Below are 22,460 nucleotides of genomic sequence, written 5' to 3'. Positions count from 1 at the left end.
GGGTGCGATCCTGGACAGCCCCCGCCATCCCCACCCTGCCCCCCGGCACCGAGCGAGTGCACCTGCGGCGATCCGAGGACGGCGACGTGCGACCCGTCGGCGGGCCGGAGCGCGCCAGCCTCTACGTGTGCGGGATCACCCCCTACGACGCGACCCACCTGGGGCACGCCTTCACCTACCTGACCTTCGACCTGCTCAACCGGGCGTGGCGCGACGCCGGGCTCGAGGTCTCCTACGCCCAGAACGTCACCGATGTGGACGAACCGCTGCTGGAGCGCGCGGAGGCCACCGGAGTGGACTGGCGCGACCTCGCCCACTCCCAGATCGACCTGTTCCGCTCCGACATGGCGGCGCTGCGCATCATCCCGCCCGAGCACTACCTCGGGGCGGTCGAGACGGTTCCGGATGTGGTGCGCACCGTCTCGCGTCTCCTCGCGGACGGCCACGCCTACCGCGTGCCGGCGGACGCATCGGGTGAGGGTGCGGGCGATGTGTACGCCGATCTGTCAGCCGACCGCCGGTTCGGGGAGACGATGCTGGACCCCGAGGCCCGCACCCAGCAGGCCCGCACGCAGCAGTTCGGCGAGCGGGGCGGCGACCCGGAGCGACCCGGGAAGCGTTCGCCGCTGGATCCGCTGCTGTGGCGCGCCGCCCGCGCGGGGGAACCGTCCTGGCCGGGTGATGAGCTCGGGTGGGGCCGCCCGGGCTGGCACGTCGAGTGCGCCACCATCGCGGCCATGACCCTCGGGGCACCGATCACGGTCTGCGGTGGCGGCGATGACCTGCGTTTCCCGCACCACGAGATGTCGGCGAGTCACCTGCGGATGCTGACCGCCGCTCCCGCGCCGGTCTCGGCTCACCTGCACGTGGGTCTGGTCGGGTACCAGGGGCACAAGATGAGCAAGTCCCGCGGCAACCTCGTGCTGGTCTCCAGGTTGCGGGACCAGGGTGCCGACCCGATGGCGATCCGACTTGCCCTGCTCGCTCACCACTACGCCCAGGCGTGGGAGTTCACCGAGGGTGAGCTGATCGACGCCGCCGATCGCCTCGCAATGTGGCGCGCCGCCACGTCTGCGGCCGGGGCGGGGGAGGCGGCGCCCCTACTGGCGCAGCTGCGTACCGCGCTCGCGGACGACCTGGACGCGCCACGGGCACTGCGCGCGGTGGATGCCTGGGCGCGGGCCGCGCTGGAGGGAGCGCCGCGTTCCGGAGCAGCCGAGGACGCCGCACTCGCCGCCGCCGGTATCGACGCCCTGCTGGGTGTGGACCTGGCTGCGCCCACAGCTCAGGTGGGCAGGTCGGATGCCTCGTAGGCTAGAGCGGTGACGTCACGGGAAGCACCGATCGTGCTGGCGGCCTTCGAGGGCTGGAACGATGCCGGGAGCGCTGCGAGCGAGGCCATCTCGATGATCGCCCAGGAGTGGGGCGCCACGCCCCTCGCCGCCCTCGATCCCGAGGACTACTACGACTTCCAGGTGGCGCGGCCCGTCCTGTCCCGCTCCGGCGGTGGAGCGAGCCTGACCTGGCCCGCGACCCGCGTCAGCGCCACCACCTCACCGCGGGGCCGGCGGCTCCTGCTGATCCAGGGCATCGAGCCCTCGATGCGGTGGCGTACCTACTGCAGCGAGTTGCTCTCGATCGTGCGCGGCGCGCAACCCTCGGCGCTGGTCGGCGTGGGTGCGCTGTTGGCCGACGTCCCGCACTCGCGCCCGATCCCGGTGCAGACCACCACGGAGGACGCGGCCCTGGCGGCCTCACTGGGCCTGGAGTCCTCGGAGTACGCGGGGCCGGTAGGGATCATCTCCGTGCTGACGCACTCGGCCTCCCAGGAGGGGATGCGCGCCATGTCGGTGTGGGCAGCGGTGCCGCACTACGTCTCCCAGCCGCCATCGCCGAAGGCGACCCTGGCGGTTCTCGGCGCGCTCGAGGACGTCGTCGGCGAGCCGCTGCCCACCGGGGAGCTCGAGGACCTCGCGCGGGCGTGGGAACGCGGAGTCGACGAACTCGCGGAGGAGGATCCCGAGGTCGCCGAGTACGTGCACCAGCTCGAGGAAGCGAAGGACACCGCGGAACTCCCCGAGGCCTCGGGTGAGGCGATCGCGCAGGAGTTCGAGAGATACCTGCGCCGCCGCGATCCCGGCGGTCCGGGTGGCCCCGGTGGACCGGGTCGGGGCGGACCGCCCGGCCCGGGCGGGGGCGGCAAGTGACCGAGGCACCGTCCACGCTCCCCGCGGCGCTGTTGTGGGACCTGGACGGCACCCTGGTGGACACCGAACCCCTGTGGATCGCCGCCGAGATGCGGATGATGCACGAGTTCGACCTGCCCTGGACCGAGCAGGACGCGCACCAACTGGTCGGGAAGCCGATCACGTGGAGCGCCGCGCTGTTCCGGGAACGCGGCCTTCCCCTGGAGATCCCCCAGATCGCGGACCGCCTGGTCGGTGAGGTGATGGACGCCGTCGCGCAGCAGGGCCCTCCGTGGCGCCCGGGTGCTCACGCCCTGCTCAGCGAGGCGGCCGCTGCCGGTGTGCCGCAGGCCATCGTGACGATGTCCTATCGCAGGCAGGCGGAGCTGGTGACCACGGCGCTCGGTCCCGGGGTGGTGTCGGTGATCGTGGCGGGCGACATGGTGCAGCGGGGCAAACCGGACCCGGAGGCATACCTGCGCGCCGCGGACCTGCTCGGGGTCGACATCCGAGCGTGCATCGCCGTGGAGGACTCCGTGACCGGCACCGCGGCCGCACTCGCCTCCGGTGCTCGCACCATCGCCGTCCCCCTGCTGCACGAGATCGCGCCCGCGCCGGGACTCTCGCTCCTGAGCAGCCTCGAGGGGATCTCGCTGCACCAACTCGTGGCTGCGGCGCCGTGAGCGGACCCTCGTCGCCATCGCGGCGGCCAGGCCTGCGGGTCGGCTCGTTCGGCGGCGCACCGATCTACCTCTCGGGTGGGCTGCTGATCGCCGCGGTGGTGCTGGCCGTCCTGGTCGCACCCGGGATGAGCGACCTGATGACGCTGGCGCCCGGGGGAGGCGCGCCGATCCTCGCCTCGATCGCGTTCGCCGTGCTCTTCCTCGGCTCCGTGCTGGTGCACGAGCTGGCCCACGGCACCGTGGCCCGGTGGTGCGGCATCGAGGTCCGGGCCTACACCCTGACCTTCTGGGGAGGGCACACCACGTTCACCGCACTGGACCGGCCGGGCGCCTCGGCTGCCGTCTCCGCGGCCGGCCCGGTGAGCAACCTCGCCCTGGCCGGCCTCGGGTGGCTCGTGCTGCAGGCGCCCCTGCCGGAGGTGGCCGGGGTCATCCTTGCCTCCCTGGTGTACGCGAACGTGGTCCTCGCCGTCCTCAACCTGCTCCCCGTCCCGCCGTTGGACGGCGGGCACCTGCTGGAGGCCGTGATCTGGGGAGCGACCGGTGAGCGCGGCCGGGCCATGGTGATCGTCGGCTGGGTGGGCCGCCTCCTTGCGGTGCTGACCCTGGGCGCCGTGGTGGCGTCCGCCGTGCGCGGCGCAGCCGAGATCGTCTGGAGCGTGTGGCTCGTCCTCATCGCCGTGGTGCTGTGGACCTCCGCCACCCGGTCGATCAGGGTGGGCCGCGCCCGCCAGGCGGCCCGCGGCTTCGACCTTCGGCCCTTCCTGCGTCCCGCGGCCGTCATGACCACCGAGGATCCCCTACCGGGCCAGCGGGGGGAGGGCGAGGGCTCCCTCGGTGCGCTGCCCCCCATCCCGTGGGGGATGAGCGTCGGGCTCACGGTGGTCGTGGACGGTGACGGCGCGGTGGTGGGCATCCTGGACGCCGACGCGCTCGCGGCGATCCCACCGCAGGCTCGTGCCGGTCTCACGGTGGCGTCCGTGGTGCGGCGGGTGCCCAGCGCCGGCGTGCGCTCGTTGCGCGGCGCCGACGCCCTCGCCGAGATCTCCCGTGCGCTCGCGGGCGGTGACGTCGCGGTGGTGACGGGGGCGCACGGGGTGCTCGGTACGGTGTGGCGTGAGGACGTCGTGCGTGCGCTCGGCGATCAGGGCGCCGCGGGCCGATAGGCTCGACGCCCGTGACAGGCGACACGAACGACACCGAGCAGGCGACCGAGCAGCAGCAGCGGCGGGCGGCCGCGATCGGCGCCGACCTGCGCCGCGGCCCACTGCGTTACGGCGATCGCGTGCAGCTCACCGATCCCCGGGGGAAGCCGACCACGATCCTGCTGAGCCCGGACGGCTCGTTCCAGACCCACCGGGGGTACTTCCGGCACTCGGAGTTGGTGGGGCGGCCGGAGGGCACGGTCATCGAGACCACCCACGGGGTGGCGTACCTGGCGTTGCGGCCGCTGCTGTCGGATCACGTGCTGTCCATGCCTCGTGGTGCCACCCCGATCTACCCGAAGGACTCGGCCCAGATCATCTCCGTGGCGGATGTCTTCCCCGGCGCGGTCGTGTTCGAGGCAGGGGTGGGCTCGGGGGCGCTGACGATGTCGCTGCTGCGCGCCGTCGGGGAGACCGGCCGCGTGATCTCCGCCGAGCGCCGGGAGGACTTCGCCGCGATCGCACGGGAGAACGTGGGGGCATTGTTCGGCACCGAGCATCCCGCATGGGAACTGCGGGTCGGTGATGCGCAGGACGTGTTGCTGGCGCAGGAGCCCGGGTCCGTCGACCGGATCGTGTTGGACATGCTCGCCCCCTGGGAGAACATCGATGCGGTCGCTCATGCCCTGGCCCCCGGCGGGGTCCTGGTCGCCTACGTCGCGACCACCACGCAGTTGTCCCGAGTGGCGGAGGACCTGAAGGAGGACGGCCGCTTCACGGAGCCGGTCGGGAGTGAGACGATGGTGCGGGAGTGGCACACCGAGGGCCTCGCGGTGCGCCCGGAGCACCGGATGGTCGGTCACACCGGCTTCCTGCTCGCCGCACGGCGGATGGCGCCCGGGTTCGAGGCGCCCATCCGCAGGCGGCGCCCGGCGCGTTCGCTGACCACGATGGACGCAGACGAACAGGAGGCGCTCGCGCGGGATGCCGCGCGGGTTCAGATCCAGGACGACTGGGACGGCGAGGGCGTCGAGCGGGACGTCACCGCGAAGAAGGCACGCAAGGCCGCGAAGGTCGCCGGCGCCATGAACCGTGGTGCCCAGGCCTCGTTGGCGAGCACGGACTACGCTGAGGACACGGCAGACAGGAGCAGTGATGACGCCGGATGACGACGCGCTGCGGCGGGAGGCGGCCTCGCTCGCCGAGCGCAACCAGCGACTGACCGCGGTGCTGATGAAGGCCCGCGCCGAACTCGCCGAGTTGAAGGAGAAGGTCGAGCAGCTGACCCGCCCCCCGGGCAGCTACGCGGTGTTCCTCGCCGCAGGCGAGGAGGAGACCGCGGATGTCGTCTCCGCCGGCCGCACCATGCGTGTGCCGGTCTCACCCGCGGTCGATCTCGCGTCCCTGCGGCCGGGGGACCAGGTGCGGTTGAACGAGTCCATGGCGCTGGTCGCCGTGGGCGGGGTGGACGACGTGGGGGAGATCGTCACCGTCAAGGAGTTGCTGGGATCCGACCGCGCGCTCGTGGTCGGCCGCGGCGACGAGGAACGTGTGGTGCGGCTGGCCGGCACGCTGCGCGACGGCAGTGTGCGGGTGGGGGACGCCCTCACGCTCGATCAGCGCGCGGGCTTCGTGCTCGAGCGCATTCCACGCTCCGAGGTCGAGGAACTCGTGCTGGAGGAGGTTCCCGACGTCGAGTTCACCGACGTGGGGGGACTCGCCGACCAGATCGAGGCGATCCGTGACGCCGTGGAACTCCCCTTCGGTCACCCGGAGGTCTTCCGTGACCACGGTCTGACCCCGCCCAAGGGGCTGTTGCTGTACGGCCCGCCGGGATGCGGGAAGACCCTGATCGCCAAGGCGGTGGCGGCGTCGCTCGCGCGGCGTGCGGGCGAGCGTGCCGGCGCCGAGGCGGTCCGGTCGGCCTTCCTCAACGTCAAGGGTCCGGAACTGTTGAACAAGTTCGTCGGCGAGACCGAGCGGCACATCCGCCTGATCTTCTCGCGCGCCCGCGAACGCGCCTCCCAGGGCGTGCCCGTGGTGGTGTTCTTCGACGAGATGGAGTCACTGTTCCGCACCCGCGGCACCGGCATCTCCTCGGATGTGGAGACCACGGTCGTGCCGCAACTGCTTGCGGAGATCGACGGCGTGGAGCGGCTGGAGAACGTGATCGTGATCGGGGCCTCCAACCGGGAGGACATGATCGACCCCGCGATCCTGCGCCCGGGACGCCTGGACGTGAAGATCAAGATCGAGCGTCCCGACGCCGTGGCCGCGAAGGACATCTTCGGCAAGTACCTCACCGAGAACCTGCCGCTGCACCCCGATGACCTCGCTCGGCACGGGGGCGACGCCGCACGGGCCGTGGCCGGCATGGTCGAGGCCACGGTGGAGCGGATGTACCACACCGGCCCCGAGAACGAGTTCCTCGAGGTCACCTACGCCAGTGGCGATCGAGAGGTGTTGTTCTTCAAGGACTTCGCCTCGGGAGCCATGATCCGCAATGTCGTCGACCGCGCCAAGAAGTCAGCGATCAAGGCGCTCCTGCAGGGAGGGCCGCGGGGGATCAGCGTCCAGCACCTGTTGGACGGTGTCGCGGCGGAGTTCCACGAGAACGAGGACCTGCCGAACACGACGAACCCGGACGACTGGGCCCGCGTGTCCGGCCGCAAGGGCGAGCGCATCGTCTTCATCCGCACGATCGTGCAGAAGAAGAGCGCCGGCTCCCAGGCCCCGCGCGCCGTCGAGACGGCCGCTAATCCCGGCCAGTACCTGTAGTCCCGCAGCCTGCCGGCTCTGCCGGAGCACCCTAGGCTGGTGGCCGTGCCTGTGATCGGAATCGAGACGGAGTACGGGGTTCTCGGCGCGCCCGACTCCCGGGTGAACGCCATGACCGCCTCCGCGCTGGTGGTCGCCGCGTACGCCCAGGGGGACGGGGTCGCGCCCGGGGTGCGCTGGAGCTACGAGAGCGAGGATCCCCTGGCGGACGCACGCGGGTGGCACCTGGCACGCCAGGACGCGCACGCGAGTCAACTCACCGACTCCAGCATCGGGCAGGACGGTGAGATCCAGCGCCGCGCCCGCCGTGACATGGAGCCGAATGTCACCAACGTGTTGCTGACCAATGGCGCGCGGCTGTACGTGGACCACGCGCATCCGGAGTACTCCGGCCCCGAGGTCACCACCGCGCGCGATGCCGTGCTCTGGGACCGCGCGGGGGAGGAGGTCATGCTGCGCGCGGTGCGCACGCTGGCGGCGTCGCCCCACACGCCCGACATCGCGCTGTACAAGAACAACGTCGACGGCAAGGGCGCCTCCTACGGCACGCACGAGAACTACCTGGTGGACCGCGCGGTGCCGTTCGACGACCTCGTGCGGCACCTCACCCCGTTCCTGGTCACCCGACCGATCATGGTGGGTGCGGGTCGCGTGGGTCTGGGACAGGCGGGGGACGAGGCCGGGTTCCAACTCTCGCAGCGCGCGGACTACATCGAGGCCGAGGTGGGCCTGGAGACCACGCTGCGCCGACCGATCATCAACACTCGTGACGAGCCGCACGCCGATCCGCGACGCTACCGCCGACTGCACGTCATCATCGGCGATGCCAACTGTCTCGAGGTGGCGACCTACCTGAAGGTCGGCACGACCGCCCTGGTGCTGCGCGTGCTGGAGGAGGCGGAACGCGGTGGCGAGGTGCCGCTGGGGTGGGAGGGGCTCACCCTGGCGGATCCGGTGGCCGCCGTCCGGGAGGTCTCCCGTGACCTCACCCTGGAGCGGGGCCTGGAACTGATGGCGGGGCGGGACCTCACGGCCTGGGAGATCCAGCGGGCCTACCTCGAGGGGGTCGAGCAGGCACTGGGCGAGGACCTCGACGAGGACGAGCGAGAGGTGCTCCGGACATGGCGGCGGGTCCTGGACCTGTTGCGGGAGGACCGCGACGCGGCTGCGGCGGAGGTGGAGTGGCTCGCCAAGCTCCGCGTGTTGGAGGGCCTTCGGGCGCGCCACGCACTGACGTGGGACCACCCCAAGGTCCAGGCAGTGGACCTGCAGTGGTCCGATGTGCGGCCAGAGCGCGGCATCTACGCCCGACTGCGCGCCTCGGGCGCCGTTCGCACTCTCGTGACACCCGAGGAGGTGACGCGTGCCATGCTCACGCCCCCGGCTAGTACCCGGGCCTGGCTGCGCGGGGAAGCGGTCCGCCGATTCCCGCGTGCCGTGGTGGCTGCGGGCTGGGACGGCGTGGTCTTCGACCTGCCGGGGCAGGCCACGCTCCTGCGCCTGCCGATGCCGGATCCACACCGCGGCACCCGCGACCTGGTGGGTGAGGCGCTGACGGGCGCGCAGGATGCCGCGCAGTTCCTGGCCGCACTGGGCGTCACACCGACGGCGCGCGAGGATCACGCCTAAGATCGAGCACGAGACGCCAAGGAGGTAGCCCGTGGCACAGTCACAGGAACACGTCACCCCGCCCGGGGAGCCCGACGACGGCGAGCAGCCCGTCCCCAGCCACCAGGTCTCGACCCAGGCGGTGGACGATCTGCTGGACGAGATCGACGACGTGCTGGAGACGAACGCCGAGTCGTTCGTGAAGGGCTTCGTCCAGAAGGGCGGGCAGTGACCCGCACCGACCCACCGGGCGCGCACCGGATGTGGGCGGACGGCGCAGCGTCCTTCCTCGACCTGGTCCGGGATCAGGCACCGGACCGCCTGCTGGCCTGGGCGCGTGAACCCCGAGCGGGCGAGGGCGGCGAGATGGGCGCCCCCCCACTTGCCCCCCACGCCACCACGATCGTGGCGCTCACCTATCCCGGGGGCGTGGTGATGGCGGGGGACCGGCGCGCCACGAGCGGCACCCACATCGCCCATCACGAGATCGAGAAGGTCTTCCCTGCCGACGACCACAGCGCCGTGGGCATCGCCGGCGCCGCGGGTGTGGGCCTGGAGCTGGTGCGATTGTTCCAGCTCGAACTCGAGCACTACGAGAAGATCGAGGGCACGACGCTCTCGCTGGAGGGCAAGGCGAACCGGCTCGCACATCTCGTGCGTGGGAACCTGCCGCTGGCCGCTGCGCACGGGCTCCTGGCACTGCCGCTCCTGGCGGGATTCGATGCCGCGCGTGCCACGGCGAGCCTGTACTCCTTCGACGCCGTGGGCGGTCGGTACACCGAGCGCCGTTATCACGCGATCGGCTCCGGTTCCCCATTCGCGCGCGGGAGCCTCAAGGCGACCTACCGGGCCGACGGCGATGCCTCCTGGGCGATTGCCGCGGCCGTGGCGGCCCTGATGGACGCCGCGGAGGACGATTCGGCCACCGGCGGCGTGGACCTGACACGGGGCATCTTCCCCGTGGTCGCGGTGGTGGACGCCGCCGGGTACCGCCGGGTGGCCGACGGCGATCTCGCAGGCCACGTCGCTGAGATCTCGCGGTTGCGGACGGAGGCGGGCCGGGAATGAGCATGCCGTTCTACGTCGCGCCCGAGCAGTTCATGCAGGACCGCGCGGACTTCGCACGCCAGGGCATCGCGCGGGGGCGTTCGGTCGTGGTGATGTCCTACGCCGGCGGCATCCTGTTCGCGACCCACAATCCCTCCCGCGCGCTGCACAAGGTGAGCGAGATCTATGACCGGATCGCTTTCGCCGCAGTCGGCAAGTACCACGAGTTCGAGTCGCTGCGGGTGGCGGGGATCCGCTACGCGGACCTTCGCGGCTACACCTACGACCGCGCGGACGTGAACGTGCGGGGCCTGGCCACCAGCTACGCGCGTACCCTGGCGACCGTCTTCACCCAGGAGGCCAAGCCGTTCGAGGTCGAACTCGTGGTGGCGGAGGTGGCGCAGGACGTGGCCCACGACCAGATCTACCGGCTCTCCTTCGACGGGTCGCTCACGGAGACACCCGGCTACGTGGTGATCGGGGGCGATGCGGAGCAGCGCACCGATCACCTCGCCTCCTCCTGGTCGCCGGACGCGGCGTTGCCTGCGGCGCTGCGCGGCGCGCTGGCCGCGCTGGCCGTCGGTGCCGACCACGACACACCGCCGACGGGCGAACTGGAGGTGGCCGTGCTGGGCCGCTCCGGTCCGCGCCGGGCGTTCCGGCGTCTGGCGGAGGCCGACCTCGCGGGCGCACTGGACCCGGCGGGCGGCGAGCAGCCGTGAGTGAGGCCGACCGCCGGATCTTCGGGCTCGAGACCGAGTACGGCATCACGTGCGCGACCTCTGCCGGGCAGGGGATGAGCGCGGACGAAGCCGCGCGCTACCTCTTCCGCACGGTGGTCGCCTGGGGGCGCTCCAGCAACGTGTTCCTGCGCAACGGCGCCCGCCTGTACCTCGACGTGGGCAGCCACCCCGAGTACGCCACCGCTGAGTGCGACTCGATCCGGGACGCTGTGGTCCAGGACGGTGCGGGGCAGCGGATCCTGGACTCCCTCGCGCAGGACGCGAACGCTCGGATGGCAGCCGAGGGGCTGCCGGGAACCATCCACCTGCTGCGCAACAACGTGGACTCCGTGGGCAACTCCTTCGGGTGCCACGAGAACTACCTGCTGCGCCGCCGCGCGGACTTCGCCCGGACCGCCGAGGTGCTCGTCCCGTTCTTCGTGACCCGTCAGATCCTCACCGGGGCCGGGCACGTTCAGGAGGGTCCCCGCGGACCGAGGTACGTCTTCTCGCAGCGCGCCGACCACATCTGGGAGTCGGTGTCCTCGGCCACCACCCGATCGCGTCCCATCATCAACACCCGTGACGAGCCGCACGCCGATGCCGAGGCGTACCGGCGGCTGCACGTCATCGTGGGGGACTCCTCCATGGCCGAACCGACCACCATGCTGAAACTCGGGACGACCGACCTGGTGCTGCGGATGCTCGAGCACGGCGTCAGCCTGCGTGAGAGCGCGCTGGAGAACCCGGTGCGTGCCATTCGGGACATCAGTCACGACCTGACGGGCCGGGCCGAGGTGCGGCGAGCCTCCGGTGGCACGACGACGGCGATCGAGATCCAACGGGATCTGCTCGAACGCGCCCAGGCCTTCGTCGATCGCACGGGCGATGACTCCGCGAGCACCGCCTGGGTACTGCAACTGTGGGAACGTGGACTGCGCGCCGTCGAGACCGGCGATCACTCCCTCGTGGAGACGGAACTCGACTGGGCCATCAAGGAGCGCCTGATCGAGCGGTACCGGGCGCGCCACGGGATCGGCCTGGACGATCCGCGCGTCGCGCGGCTCCAGCTCGCCTACCACGACATCTCCCCGACCTCGGGCCTGTTCGCCTCGCTCACCGCGCGGGGTCTCGTGCAGCGGATCACCACCGACGAGGAACTCGAGACGGCCCGCAACATCCCGCCTCAGACCACGCGTGCGCGCCTGCGTGGGGCGTTCGTTCGGGCGGCCCAGGAGGCCCGCCGCGATCACACGGTGGACTGGGTCCACCTGAAGGTGAACGATGCCGCGCAGCGGACCGTGCTGTGCTCGGACCCGTTCCGATCCCACGACGAGCGTGTGGATCGGCTCATCGAGAACATGCAGGCGACCTAGGCACAATGGCAGCATGAAGACTCCGGGCACCCTCGTCCTCGCCGTGGCCCTGTTCCTGACCGGCTGCAGCCCGGAGGAGCCCGAGCCCGAGCCGGCCGCCACGGTCGAGGTCGCCGGGGAGTGGGGCCAGCGACCTTCCATCACGGTGCCGGAGAACCTGGAGGTGACCGAGTCCCTCACCTCGACCTTGATGACCGGGGACGGGCCGGCCGTCGAGGAGGGTGCGCCGCTCCTGCTGCACTACCGCGCGGTGAACGCCGTCACGAGCGAGGTGGCCGCGGACACCTACGAGACCCTGCCCGAGATCCGGTCGCTGACCGAGGAGGATCTCGGCGAACCGCTGTTCGACCTGCTGGACGGCGCAACCGAGGGGTCGCGCCTCATGCGCGTGGAGCTCGGGACCGCCGAGCGGCCGGATCCGCACGTGCTCGTGGTGGACGTCCTGCCGACCACGGCCACCGGAGTGCCGCGTGACCCGGTGGCAGGGATGCCGACCGTCACGGTCGAGGAGGAGGGACCCGCCGTCTCGGTCCAGGACGCGGTGGAGCCGGCCGAGGTGACCACCTCCGTCCTCCTCAAGGGCGAAGGGACACAGGTCGCCTCGGACGCCACGGTCATCGTGGGGCTCCGCGCGATCGGGTGGTCCGACGGCGAGGTCCTGGACGACACCTGGGGCCAGCCGCCCCGCGAGGTCGCGCTGACCGAGCTCCCGCCCGGGCTCAGCGCGGGGCTGGTGGAGCAGACCGTCGGCTCGCGTGTGCTGGTCGTCACCCCGCCGGCGGAGGGGTTCGACGAGACGGTCGTGTACGTCGTGGACATCCTGGCGGCATCCGGGGTGGTGCTGCCCTCGGCGACCCCCAGCGCCGAGACGACCGAGGCCGAGGAGGCCGGGTGACGCCGCAGGCGCGGGTGAGCGCGGCGGCGCGGGTGGCGCGACTACTCTGGTCATCATGAGCGTCGCCCTGCGTGTGATCCCGTGCCTGGACGTCGACGCCGGTCGGGTGGTCAAGGGAGTGCGGTTCGTGGGGCTGCGAGATGCTGGCGACCCGGTCGAACTCGCGCGCCGTTACGACGCCGACGGCGCCGACGAGGTCACGTTCCTGGACGTCAGCGCCTCCAGCTCGGACCGGGCGACGACAGTCGAGACGGTCACGAGTGCAGCCGAGCAGGTCTTCGTGCCGCTCACCGTCGGCGGCGGGGTGCGTGGCGTGGCGGACGTGGAGCGTCTGCTGCGGGCCGGCGCCGACAAGGTGGGGATCAACACGGCGGCGATCGCCCGCCCCGAGGTGATCACCGAGATCGCCCGCCGCTTCGGGAATCAGGTGGTGGTGGTCTCGGTGGACGCCCGTCGCTGCCGGGACGGTGCCGTCACGCCGTCCGGGTACGAGGTCACGACGCACGGGGGCCGGCGCGGCACCGGGATGGACGCGGTCGCCTGGGCCGCGGAGGCGGCTGACCGCGGCGCCGGGGAGGTGCTGCTGAACTCGATCGACGCGGACGGCACCACGGACGGGTTCGATCTGCCCATGCTGCGTGAGGTCCGCGCCGAGGTCGACGTGCCGCTGATCGCCAGCGGCGGCGCGGGCACGGTGCAGCACTTCGTGGAGGCAGCGGACGCAGGCGCCGACGCCGTCCTGGCGGCGAGCGTATTCCACTTCGCCACGCTGGGGATAGCCGAGGTGAAGGAGGCCCTGGCGCGCGCGGGTCACCCCGTGCGCTGAGTCGCGGCCACCACGCCGGGCCGGCCCTACCTCAGCGCCCCCGACAGCGCGGCCACGGCCTCACCGTCGCCACTCCACTGCGTGAGACTGGCCTCACCGCGCCCCCACAGCGCAAGGAGTAGTTCGACCGGTTCACCGGTCAGCACCGCCGAGGTGGCGCCGCGGCGCACCACGGCACGAGGACCCTCGGGTGTGACCAGCACCAGGCCATGGCCGTCCCGGTGACGCAGCAGCCGCATCCGTGCCATCGCGAGGCAGGACCGCCACACGGACGCGGATACGCGGGGTCCCAGGCGCGTGGGCGAGGAGGGCAGGGCCTCGCCTCGACGCACATCCTGCTCGTGCACCAGGAACTCCGTCAGGGTCGCGGCCCGCGTGGCCATCGGTGAGAACCGCCAGGGGCCCTGGGTGATCTCCTCCACGAGCCGGGTGTACCCGGGCAGCTCCGCCGCGTCGTCGGCCACCGCCCCCAGGTGACCACCCGTCACCGGGGCACGGCGCAGCAGGTCGGCGACGACCCGATGCGGTGCGCGCTCCCGCAGCATCACGTGGGCGGCGAGGTGCCGCGCCTGCCAGCCCTCGCACAACGTGGGCGAGTGGGGCGTCACGGCGGCGAGCGCCGCCGCCAGCCGGATGCGTGGGGTGGTGTCCGGGTCGTCGTGGTCCATGGCCCTATCCTCACCCGCCCGCCAGGCCCGTGCCGAGCGGTCGGCGGTGGGTGGCCGCGTGGCAGGATGACGTGGTGAGCCAATCCCGACCCGACACACCCGCCGCACCGGTCCTCGCGCCCACGATCGCCTCCAGGCTCAAGAGGGATGCGGACGGCCTCGTCGCGGCCATCGTGCAGGACCACTCGACCGACAGGGTCCTCATGCTCGGTTGGATGGACGACGAAGCGTTGCGCCGGACCCTCGCGGAGGGCCGGGTGGTGTTCTGGAGCCGCTCCCGGCAGGAGTACTGGCGCAAGGGTGACACCTCCGGTCACGCACAGTACGTGCGTGGTCTGGAGATCGACTGCGACGGCGATGCGCTCCTCGTGCGGGTGGCGCAGGTCGGCGCGGCCTGTCACACGGGTGCCCTCTCCTGCTTCGATGCGGGCGGCGAGCTGCCCGCCGTGACGTCGCTGCCGGAGCCGTCCCGTGGCTGAGGCGCCGAGCGTGGAGTTTCCTGCGGATCTTCCCAGCGGCGCCATCTGGCCCACCCTGTCGGAGTTCCGCGACCTCGGCCGCGATCACCGCGTGGTGCCGGTGGTGCGCCGCCTGCTCGCCGATGCCCTCACGCCCGTGGGGATCTACCGCGCGCTCGCCCAGGGCAGGCCTGGCACGTTCATCCTCGAGTCGGCCACGAGTGAGGGCTCGGGTGGTCGCTACAGCTTCATCGGAGTGGCCTCCCGGGCGCTGCTCACCGCTCGCGACGGCGAGGCCGCCTGGCGGGGCGACGTGCCCCGGGGGTTGCGGCACCAGGGGAATCCGCTCGAGGTCCTCGATCACGCCCTTGCCGCCCTGCGTACGGAACCGATCGCGGGGCTCCCGCCGCTGACGAGCGGTTTCGTGGGCGCCATCGGGTGGGACGCGATCCGGTACTGGGAGCCGACCCTGACCCCGACCGGGCAGGACGAGCTCGGCCTGCCCGATCTGTCCCTGGCACTGGTGGAGGACCTCGCGGTGGTGGACCACCACAGCGGCTTGGTGTGGTTGATCTCGAACGCAATCAACGCCGACGGGCTGCCGGGTGGGATCGGGGATGCCCACCGCCGCGCGGTGGGTCGCCTGGAGGACATGACGGCGGCGCTCACGCGCCCGGTGCCAGGCGGCACCATGCGTGAGGACCCCACGGCCCCGGCACCGCGCGTGCGTGCACGTTCCACCCGCGAGGAGTACGAGGACGCCGTGGAGCGGGCCAAGGAGCACATCCGCGACGGTGACGTGTTCCAGGTGGTCCTCTCCCAGCGGTTCGACGTGGAGTGCGCAGCCGAGCCGATCGACGTCTACCGTGCGCTGCGGGCACTCAACCCGAGTCCCTACATGTACTGCGTGCACCTGGAGGATGCCGAGGGGAGACCCTTCGCGGTGGTGGGTTCCAGCCCCGAGACCCTGGCGCGGGTCGAGGGTCAGGAGGTCATGACCTACCCGATCGCCGGGTCCCGGCCCCGTGGGAAGGACGCCGCGCAGGACGCGGAACTCGCCGAGGAACTGCTGGCCGATCCCAAGGAGGGCTCCGAGCACCTGATGCTGGTCGACCTCGGCCGCAACGACCTGGCAAAGGTCGCTCGTGCGGGAACCGTGGCCGTGAGCGAGTTCATGGACATCAAACGCTTCTCGCACATCATGCACATCTGCTCGACCGTCACCGGCCAGATGCGCCCGGACGCGGGAGCGCTGGACGCCCTGACGGCGACCTTCCCGGCAGGGACCTTGAGCGGAGCCCCCAAGCCTCGTGCGGTGCAGTTGATCGCGGAGCTCGAGCCGACACGCCGCGGCGTCTACGGCGGCACTGTCGGCTACGTCGACCTGGCCGGGAACCTGGACATGGCGATCGCGATCCGCACCGCGATCATCGCGCGCGGAACTGCCCACGTGCAGTCCGGTGCGGGGATCGTGGCGGATTCCCAGCCGAGCGCCGAGTTCGAGGAGTGCCGCAACAAGGCCGCCGCGGTGATCGCCGCGGTCGATCTCGCCGGCCGGTTGGCGGACCGGGACGTGCCCGAGTGACGCGGCTGCGGCTGCTGGGCGCGGTGCTGCTGCTCGCCGCGCTCGCCGCGGCCGGCGCAGCCGCGACGTGGTTCTCGGCTCCGGTGGATGCCGCGACCGGCACCATCGTGGTCTCGGCCTCCGGTTTCGAGGCGTCCCCCGTGCTCGGGGCGCTGGTGTTGGTGCTCGGTGCGGGTCTGGCGGCGCTCCTGTTGGTGCACGGCGCCCTCGCGCGGGTGGTGACGGGGGTCATGGTCCTGGCCGCGCTGTCCCTGGTGGTCGCGGGTGTCCTGGCCTGGCGTGATCCGCACGCGGCGCTGGCCTCCGCGGCCGCGCAGGCCACGGGCGTGGCGCAGGTGTCGGGCGCCGTCACCACCACGGTGTGGCCGGTCGCCTTTCTCGTGGTGGGTGTGCTGCTGACCCTCACGGTGGCAGGCCTGCTGGCTGTGCCTGCGTCCGCCGCGCGGGGAGCCCGGTACGAGCGCGACGCCCGTGGGTCGCACACGCCCGCTGACGACTGGGACTCGCTCTCGCGCGGGCAGGACCCGACCGCGTAGAGCGGTGCCGCGCGGAGCCCGCCGGTCGGCGTCGGGTCGCCGGTACACAGTAGGGTGGGGGCAGGAGATGCACGGCGGGCGCAACAGCCCCACACCCGGAGGTCGGCACGTGAGTGAGAAGTCCCTGATGCTCGTCTCGGAGGGCGGCGACGCCATCCCGCAGTACGTGCCCTTCCACAACGAGGGCAAGACGACCGCGGGTTGGCTCGTGTGCTACGGGCTGATGCTCGCTGCCACGATCGTCGGGGTGGGACTCGTCGCCCACCTCACACCCGTGTGGTGGGCCGGCATCGTGGTCGGTGTCCTCTCACTCGTCGTGGGTGGCGCGCTGCGCGCGGCAGGGCTCGGACAACCCGCACCGCACCGGGTGGATCGCGCGGGCGCGGACCACATCGCCTCCTAGTCCCCATGGCGCGCCGTTCCCGCGCGAGGGAGCACCCGGAGGTGCCCGCATACGGCACCCCGGAGCCCTTCCTGGGCGAGCCGCGAGCGGTGCCCGTGGCTGCGGACGACCTGCCCGTCGACCCACCACCGCGCTCGCGTGAGCGGGTGGTGTGGATCCGGGAGCTGGTGTCCCGTCCGCTGGTGAGCACGTCACCGTGGGTCATGGTGACCGCGGTGCTCGCGACCCTGATCGGGTTCGTCCCGCTCGCGGTGCCCGGCGTGGTGCTCGCCGGACGGGCCGCAGTGGGCCCACGGGGTGTCCGGGACCGGGCGTGGTCCCTGGCCTTCTCGCTGTTCGCCCTCGGCTGCCAGGCGGGCGTGATCGCGCTCGTCGCGTGACTACGCTGGGTGGGCAGCAGTAACGAGACAGGAGCAGCAGTGAGCAATCCCCCGGACGAACCACGCTACGGAGCGCGCCTGCCCGAGGGGCAGCAGCCGCCCGCCTCGGGCGCCTGGGGCAGCCCTCCTGGTACGAGCGGGACCCCGCAGGACCCCTACGGCACGCCGCCGGGTTACGCCGCACCGCCGAACTACTCCGCATCACCGAACTACGCCGCCCCTCCCACCCCGTACGGCACGCCGCCGGGGTACTCGGGGCGCGGAGGCGGTGGTGGGTTCGACCCGTACCGCACGGGCAAGGAGCGCAACGCCCTCGGCATCTGGTCGCTGGCGCTGGGGATCGCCAGCCTCGTGCTGTTCTGTACCACCTTGGTGGCCGCCACGATCGGACTCGCGGGCATCATCACGGGCGCCATGGGTGTCTCCGCTGCGCGCCGTGGCCTCGCGAGCAACCGGACCATGGCGATCACCGGACTGGTCCTGAGTGTGCTCGGGGCCCTCGTGGGCGTGGGCTACCTGCTCTGGGTGATGACCACCCCCGAGTACGCCGAACTGATGAACCAGCTCGTGGGTTGAGATGACCCGGGGTGCGCCGTCGGCCCATGGCCGTGCCGCGAGGGCGCAGGCCTGGTCCTTCGGTGCGCTCCTGGCGGGGGGAGTGGCGCTGGTGGTGCTCGCGGCGCCGAGCGAGCACCACTACGTGACCTGCCCGAGTCTGCTGATCGGCCTGGTCTGCCCCGGATGCGGCGGACTGCGCGCGGTGGACTCCCTCCTGCACGGTGATCTCGCCACGGCGTGGGCCTACAACCCGCTGGTGGTGGTGGGCCTGGTCGCGGTGGCCGCCGCCGTGATCCGCTGGGCCCTGGATGCGAGGGCGGGTCGTGAGCCCTGGGAGCCTCCCGCGGGTGCGGTGGTCACGCTCGGCGTGGCGGTCATCGGTTTCTGGGTGCTGCGCAACGTGCCACTGCTGGTGCCGTACCTGGGACCTCTCGCCCAGCCCGCGGCCGGGTGAGTCCGCTCTCGCCGGTGCCACGGGTCCGTGGTCCCGACCTGCCGCGCGGGGCATTAGCCTGGGAGCACGGGGTCGATCGGGAGGACACAGCGTGACAGTGTTGGAGGACATCGTTGCCGGTGTGCGCGAGGACGTCGCGGCGCGCCAGGAGCGCGTCACGCTGGAGGACCTGAAGGAACGCGCGGGCAGAGCACACCCGGCGATCTCCTGCCTCGGCCGGTTGAAGAACGACGACGGCGTGCAGGTGATCGCGGAGATCAAACGCGCCAGCCCGAGCAAGGGACCCCTGGCCCCGATCCCGGACCCTGCCGCGCTCGGTGAGGCCTACGAGTCCGGAGGGGCGTGCGCGGTCAGCGTGCTCACCGAGGAGCGCCGCTTCCTCGGCTCTCTCGCCGACTTCGATCAGGTGCGCGCTCGGATCGACATCCCCATGCTCCGCAAGGACTTCGTGGTCACCCCCTACCAGGTCTGGGAGGCCAGAGCGCACGGAGCCGATCTGGTCCTGCTCATCGTGGCGGCCTTGGAGCAGAGCGTGCTCACCTCGCTGGTGGAACGCGTCCACTCCCTGGGCATGACGGCCTTGGTCGAGGCGCACGACCAGGGTGAGGCACAGCGCGCTGTCGACGCCGGCGCCCACATCGTGGGAATCAACGCGCGTAACCTGCACACCCTGCAGGTGGATCGGCGCACCTTCGAGGAGGTGGTCCGCGTGCTGCCCGAGCATGTCGCGAAGATCGCGGAGTCGGGGGTGCGGGACGCACGCGACGTGCGGGACTACGCCCGCTCCGGTGCTGATGCCGTCCTGGTGGGGGAGAGCCTCGTGCGCTCCGCCGACCCCCGAGCCGCCGTGGCCGAGTTGGTCGCGGCCGGCTCCCACCCCTCGTTGCGCTCCACCCGTCCCTGACCGCCGCGATCCCGCCGGCGCCCGGTCCCACACCGGGTATCGAGGCGGGCCACGCCCCGCGCACCGTCCGCTCCGACGCCCAGGAAAGACTGATGTCCGACTTCGAGCCCACGCCCCCCACTGCCCCCGATCCCAGCACGATCAGCACACGATCGGCCCCCGCGCGCGACGCTCACCGAGAGACACCGCTCGCGGACGTCGCCGGACCGTACTTCGGGGCCTACGGTGGCCGCTACGTGCCCGAGGCGCTCATCGCCGCGCTGGACGAGCTCACCGACGCCTGGGAGAAGGCGGGCACCGATCCGCAGTTCGCGCGCGAGCTCGCGGCGCTGCACCGGGACTACACCGGGCGGCCCTCACCGTTGACCGAGGTGCCCCGGTTCGCCGCCCATGTGGGATCGGGCGTGCGGGTGTTCCTCAAGCGCGAGGACCTCAACCACACGGGTTCGCACAAGATCAACAACGTCCTCGGCCAGGCGCTGCTGGTCAAGCGCCTCGGCAAGACCCGGCTCATCGCGGAGACCGGTGCCGGTCAGCACGGGGTGGCCACGGCCACCGCTGCCGCCCTCATGGGGATGGAGTGCACGGTCTACATGGGCGAGGAGGACACCCGCCGGCAGGCGCTCAACGTGGCCCGCATGCGGCTGCTGGGCGCCGAGGTGGTGCCGGTGACGATCGGCTCCCGCACCCTCAAGGACGCGATCAACGAGGCCTTCCGCGACTGGGTCGCGAACGTGGAGAACACCCACTACCTGCTCGGCACCGTGACCGGGCCCCATCCCTTCCCCCAGATGGTCCGCGACTTCCACCGCGTGATCGGTGAGGAGGCCCGCGCGCAGGTGCTCGAGCGGACCGGACGGTTGCCGGACGTCGTCGCCGCCTGTGTGGGCGGTGGCTCCAATGCCATGGGGATCTTCAACGCGTTCCTCGACGACCCCGGCGTGGACCTCGTGGGATTCGAGGCGGGCGGACACGGGATCTCCTCGGGGGAGCACGCCTCGCGCTTCTCCGGTGGCTCCCCGGGGGTCCTGCAGGGGGCGAGGTCCTATGTGCTCCAGGACGAGGACGGCCAGACCAGGCCCACCCATTCCATCTCCGCCGGACTGGACTACCCCAGCGTCGGTCCCGAGCACGCCTGGCTCCACGAGACGGGCCGCGCGCGATATGAGCCGGTCACGGACGAGGAGGCAATGGCGGCCTTCCAGTTGCTGTGCCGCACCGAGGGGATCATCCCGGCGCTGGAGTCGGCCCACGCCCTGGCGGGCGCGCTGCGACTGGGCCCGGCGCAGCCGAACTCCTCCGCGCCGGCCACGGACAGGATCGTGCTGATCAACCTCTCCGGACGCGGAGACAAGGACGTGGAGACTGCCGGACGTTGGTTCGGCTACCTCGAGACGGGAGAGACCGAGTGACCGCCCCCAGCAGTAGCGAGACTTCCCCGGTGGGTTCCAGCATCCGCGCCATCGAGCGTGCGCGCCAGGAGGGCAGGGCGGCGTTGGTGGGTTACCTCCCGCTCGGGTACCCGAGCGTGGCGGGGTCGGTCCGCGCCGCGCGTGCCATGGTCGAGGCCGGGGTCGACGTCGTGGAGCTCGGGATCCCGTACTCCGACCCCGGGATGGATGGTCCGGTCATCCAGGCAGCCGCCGACCATGCGCTGCGGGGCGGCACGCGGGTGCGTGACGTCTTCGACGCCGTCTCTGCGATTGCGCAGACGGGCGCTCCCGTCCTCGTGATGAGCTACATCAACCCGGTGCTGGCCTATGGCACCGCGGCGTTCGCGCGTGACCTGGCCGCAGCCGGGGGTGCGGGGCTCATCACGCCCGATCTGATCCCGGACGAGGCCTCGGAGTGGATCGCCGCCTCCGACGAGCACGACCTGGACCGGGTCTTCCTGGTCGCACCCAGTTCCACACCGCAGCGCCTCGCGATGACCAGCGCGGCCTGTCGCGGTTTCGTCTACGCGGCCTCGACGATGGGCGTCACCGGTACCCGCGCGAGCGTCGGATCGGGTGCGCAGGAGCTCGTCGCGCGCACCCGCGAGACCGGCGCCCCGCGGGTGTGTGTGGGCCTCGGGGTCTCGACCGCCGAACAGGCCCATGAGGTCGCCAACTACGCCGACGGTGTCATCGTCGGCTCGGCGCTCGTGAAGGCGCTCGGCAGTCCCGACGGTCCCGACGGCGACTACGAGGCCCTGCAGTCGCTCGCCGCCGAACTCGCGGCGGGAGTGCGTCGATGATCCTCGCTGACGGCATCCCCAGCCCCTCGCAGAGCGTGTGGTACCTGGGACCCCTGCCGCTGCGCGCCTACGCCCTGTTCATCCTCGCGGGCGGTGTGATCGCCTATCTCATGCTGCGCCGGCGGTACGCCGAGCGCGGCGGTGACGCCGAGAAGGTCGCGGACATCACCGTGTGGGCCGTGGCATTCGGCATCGTGGGTGCGCGGCTGTACCACGTGTTCAGCTCGCCGGACGCCTACTTCGGGCCGAACGGGAACCTTGCCCTGATCCCACAGATCTGGCTCGGGGGCCTGGGCATCTGGGGGGCGATCGCGGGTGGTGCGCTCGGCGCCTGGATCGGTCTGCGTCGAGCGGGCCTGCGGATGGCTCCGTTCGCGGACGCGCTCGCGCCCGGGCTGCTGGTGGCGCAGGGCATCGGGCGGATGGGCAACTACTTCAACCAGGAGCTGTTCGGCGCTGCGACGACCCTGCCGTGGGGTCTGCAGATCGACGAGCGGTACCTACCCGACGGCTACGCGGTGGGCACCTTGTTCCACCCCACGTTCCTGTACGAGCTCCTCTGGAATCTCGCGGCGGCCGCGGTGCTGCTGTGGCTGGACCGCCGGTTCCGGCTGGGTCACGGCCGGGTGTTCTGGCTCTACGTCGCGCTGTACACCACCGGGCGGGTGTGGATCGAGATGCTGCGGGTGGACGAGGCGCAGATCATCCTCGGACTGCGGCTCAACGTGTGGACCTCGATCCTGGTGTGGCTCGTGGCCGTGGTCACGTTCGTGGTCCTGTCCCGACGCCACCCGGGTCGGGACGAGACCGTGTGGCTCCCCGGCCGTGAGCCCGAGGGTGCGTCTGAGCCCGAGGGTGCGTCCGTGGGTTCGGACACGGCCGCCCCACACGAGGGTGAGAGCAAGGACGAGAACCAGGGCGAGAACGAGGTCGACTCGGCGGCGGACGAGCGAGGGACCGGCGCCCCTCCGAGCACGACGTCAGGGTAAACACTGGGTATAGTGCAGGTGTT

25 protein-coding genes are annotated in these 22,460 nt (G+C 71.8%); 24 read left to right on the top strand and 1 reads right to left on the bottom strand.

Translation table 11 applies throughout. The annotated features are described in order from the left end of the window. Positions 1–2 precede the first annotated feature (2 nt). From mshC to hisF, 13 genes are all read left to right on the top strand, one after another. A complete protein-coding gene (gene mshC, locus ATL40_RS06630; protein ID WP_098468849.1) occupies positions 3–1,313 on the top strand; it encodes a cysteine--1-D-myo-inosityl 2-amino-2-deoxy-alpha-D-glucopyranoside ligase in 1,311 nt (436 codons plus the stop codon). A gap of 9 nt (positions 1,314–1,322) precedes the next feature. After that, positions 1,323–2,207, top strand: a complete 885-nt coding sequence (locus ATL40_RS06625) for a PAC2 family protein (RefSeq protein WP_098468848.1) — start codon at positions 1,323–1,325, stop codon at positions 2,205–2,207. Further along, positions 2,204–2,869, top strand: a complete 666-nt coding sequence (locus ATL40_RS06620; protein WP_098468847.1) for an HAD family hydrolase — start codon at positions 2,204–2,206, stop codon at positions 2,867–2,869. Before ATL40_RS06625 ends, ATL40_RS06620 begins: the two co-directional genes overlap by 4 nt. After that, positions 2,866–4,035 (top strand): site-2 protease family protein, encoded by a 1,170-nt coding sequence (locus ATL40_RS06615; RefSeq protein ID WP_098468846.1) that lies wholly within the window; start codon positions 2,866–2,868, stop codon positions 4,033–4,035. Before ATL40_RS06620 ends, ATL40_RS06615 begins: the two co-directional genes overlap by 4 nt. Positions 4,036–4,109: 74 nt before the next feature. Continuing rightward, a complete protein-coding gene (locus tag ATL40_RS06610) occupies positions 4,110–5,183 on the top strand; it encodes a tRNA (adenine-N1)-methyltransferase (RefSeq protein ID WP_245867212.1) in 1,074 nt (357 codons plus the stop codon). Beyond that, positions 5,170–6,792, top strand: a complete 1,623-nt coding sequence (gene arc / locus ATL40_RS06605) for a proteasome ATPase (protein ID WP_098468844.1) — start codon at positions 5,170–5,172, stop codon at positions 6,790–6,792. Before ATL40_RS06610 ends, arc begins: the two co-directional genes overlap by 14 nt. A gap of 45 nt (positions 6,793–6,837) precedes the next feature. Continuing rightward, positions 6,838–8,421 carry a depupylase/deamidase Dop gene (gene dop, locus ATL40_RS06600; protein ID WP_281254886.1) on the top strand — a complete coding sequence of 528 codons (1,584 nt, stop codon included), beginning with the start codon at positions 6,838–6,840 and terminating at the stop codon, positions 8,419–8,421. Between the two features lie 31 nt (positions 8,422–8,452). After that, a complete protein-coding gene (locus ATL40_RS06595; RefSeq protein ID WP_098468843.1) occupies positions 8,453–8,632 on the top strand; it encodes a ubiquitin-like protein Pup in 180 nt (59 codons plus the stop codon). A 29-nt stretch (positions 8,633–8,661) separates the two neighbouring features. Next, entirely contained in the window at positions 8,662–9,468 is an 807-nt protein-coding gene (gene prcB / locus ATL40_RS06590) for a proteasome subunit beta (protein WP_098470339.1), read from the top strand. Beyond that, positions 9,465–10,169 (top strand): proteasome subunit alpha, encoded by a 705-nt coding sequence (prcA, locus tag ATL40_RS06585; RefSeq protein WP_098468842.1) that lies wholly within the window; start codon positions 9,465–9,467, stop codon positions 10,167–10,169. Before prcB ends, prcA begins: the two co-directional genes overlap by 4 nt. Beyond that, positions 10,166–11,545, top strand: coding sequence for a Pup--protein ligase (gene pafA, locus ATL40_RS06580; protein WP_098468841.1), 1,380 nt, complete (start codon positions 10,166–10,168; stop codon positions 11,543–11,545). The genes prcA and pafA overlap by 4 nt, the downstream gene beginning before the upstream one ends. 13 nt (positions 11,546–11,558) lie before the next feature. Further along, positions 11,559–12,440 (top strand): FKBP-type peptidyl-prolyl cis-trans isomerase, encoded by an 882-nt coding sequence (locus ATL40_RS06575; protein ID WP_098468840.1) that lies wholly within the window; start codon positions 11,559–11,561, stop codon positions 12,438–12,440. Between the two features lie 55 nt (positions 12,441–12,495). Beyond that, positions 12,496–13,266 (top strand): imidazole glycerol phosphate synthase subunit HisF, encoded by a 771-nt coding sequence (gene hisF, locus ATL40_RS06570; RefSeq protein WP_098468839.1) that lies wholly within the window; start codon positions 12,496–12,498, stop codon positions 13,264–13,266. Between the two features lie 26 nt (positions 13,267–13,292). On the opposite strand, the gene ATL40_RS06565 is transcribed toward hisF, so the two are convergent. Next, entirely contained in the window at positions 13,293–13,934 is a 642-nt protein-coding gene (locus ATL40_RS06565; protein WP_098468838.1) for a maleylpyruvate isomerase family mycothiol-dependent enzyme, read from the bottom strand. Between the two features lie 74 nt (positions 13,935–14,008). Between ATL40_RS06565 and hisI the strand changes: the two genes are divergently transcribed. The 11 genes from hisI (at position 14,009) to lgt (ending at position 22,437) form a co-directional block, all read left to right on the top strand. Beyond that, on the top strand, positions 14,009–14,413 hold the full coding sequence (gene hisI / locus ATL40_RS06560) for a phosphoribosyl-AMP cyclohydrolase (protein WP_098470338.1): 405 nt from the start codon (positions 14,009–14,011) through the stop codon (positions 14,411–14,413). Between the two features lie 10 nt (positions 14,414–14,423). Next, positions 14,424–15,977, top strand: a complete 1,554-nt coding sequence (locus tag ATL40_RS06555) for an anthranilate synthase component I (RefSeq protein ID WP_245866845.1) — start codon at positions 14,424–14,426, stop codon at positions 15,975–15,977. Beyond that, positions 15,974–16,513 (top strand): Trp biosynthesis-associated membrane protein, encoded by a 540-nt coding sequence (locus tag ATL40_RS06550; protein WP_169925895.1) that lies wholly within the window; start codon positions 15,974–15,976, stop codon positions 16,511–16,513. The genes ATL40_RS06555 and ATL40_RS06550 overlap by 4 nt, the downstream gene beginning before the upstream one ends. 109 nt (positions 16,514–16,622) lie before the next feature. After that, on the top strand, positions 16,623–16,916 hold the full coding sequence (locus ATL40_RS06545; RefSeq protein ID WP_098468835.1) for an HGxxPAAW family protein: 294 nt from the start codon (positions 16,623–16,625) through the stop codon (positions 16,914–16,916). A 5-nt stretch (positions 16,917–16,921) separates the two neighbouring features. Then, complete coding sequence (locus ATL40_RS06540) at positions 16,922–17,296, top strand: hypothetical protein (RefSeq protein WP_143556880.1); 375 nt, start codon at positions 16,922–16,924, stop codon at positions 17,294–17,296. A gap of 39 nt (positions 17,297–17,335) precedes the next feature. Beyond that, entirely contained in the window at positions 17,336–17,872 is a 537-nt protein-coding gene (locus ATL40_RS06535) for a DUF4190 domain-containing protein (RefSeq protein ID WP_098468833.1), read from the top strand. Between the two features lies 1 nt (position 17,873). After that, positions 17,874–18,308 carry a DUF2752 domain-containing protein gene (locus ATL40_RS06530; protein WP_098468832.1) on the top strand — a complete coding sequence of 145 codons (435 nt, stop codon included), beginning with the start codon at positions 17,874–17,876 and terminating at the stop codon, positions 18,306–18,308. Positions 18,309–18,399: 91 nt separating this feature from the next. After that, positions 18,400–19,212 (top strand): indole-3-glycerol phosphate synthase TrpC, encoded by an 813-nt coding sequence (gene trpC / locus ATL40_RS06525; protein WP_098468831.1) that lies wholly within the window; start codon positions 18,400–18,402, stop codon positions 19,210–19,212. Between the two features lie 92 nt (positions 19,213–19,304). After that, positions 19,305–20,624 (top strand): tryptophan synthase subunit beta, encoded by a 1,320-nt coding sequence (gene trpB, locus ATL40_RS06520; RefSeq protein ID WP_098468830.1) that lies wholly within the window; start codon positions 19,305–19,307, stop codon positions 20,622–20,624. A 29-nt stretch (positions 20,625–20,653) separates the two neighbouring features. Further along, positions 20,654–21,448, top strand: a complete 795-nt coding sequence (gene trpA, locus ATL40_RS06515) for a tryptophan synthase subunit alpha (RefSeq protein ID WP_098468829.1) — start codon at positions 20,654–20,656, stop codon at positions 21,446–21,448. Continuing rightward, positions 21,445–22,437 (top strand): prolipoprotein diacylglyceryl transferase, encoded by a 993-nt coding sequence (gene lgt, locus ATL40_RS06510; protein WP_098468828.1) that lies wholly within the window; start codon positions 21,445–21,447, stop codon positions 22,435–22,437. The genes trpA and lgt overlap by 4 nt, the downstream gene beginning before the upstream one ends. Positions 22,438–22,460: the final 23 nt, after the last annotated feature.

The sequence above is a fragment of the Serinibacter salmoneus genome (genome assembly GCF_002563925.1).
Taxonomy (GTDB): Bacteria; Actinomycetota; Actinomycetes; order Actinomycetales; family Beutenbergiaceae; genus Serinibacter; species Serinibacter salmoneus.
Note: the sequence above shows the minus strand (reverse complement) of the source record. Positions and strands in the feature narration are given on the sequence as shown.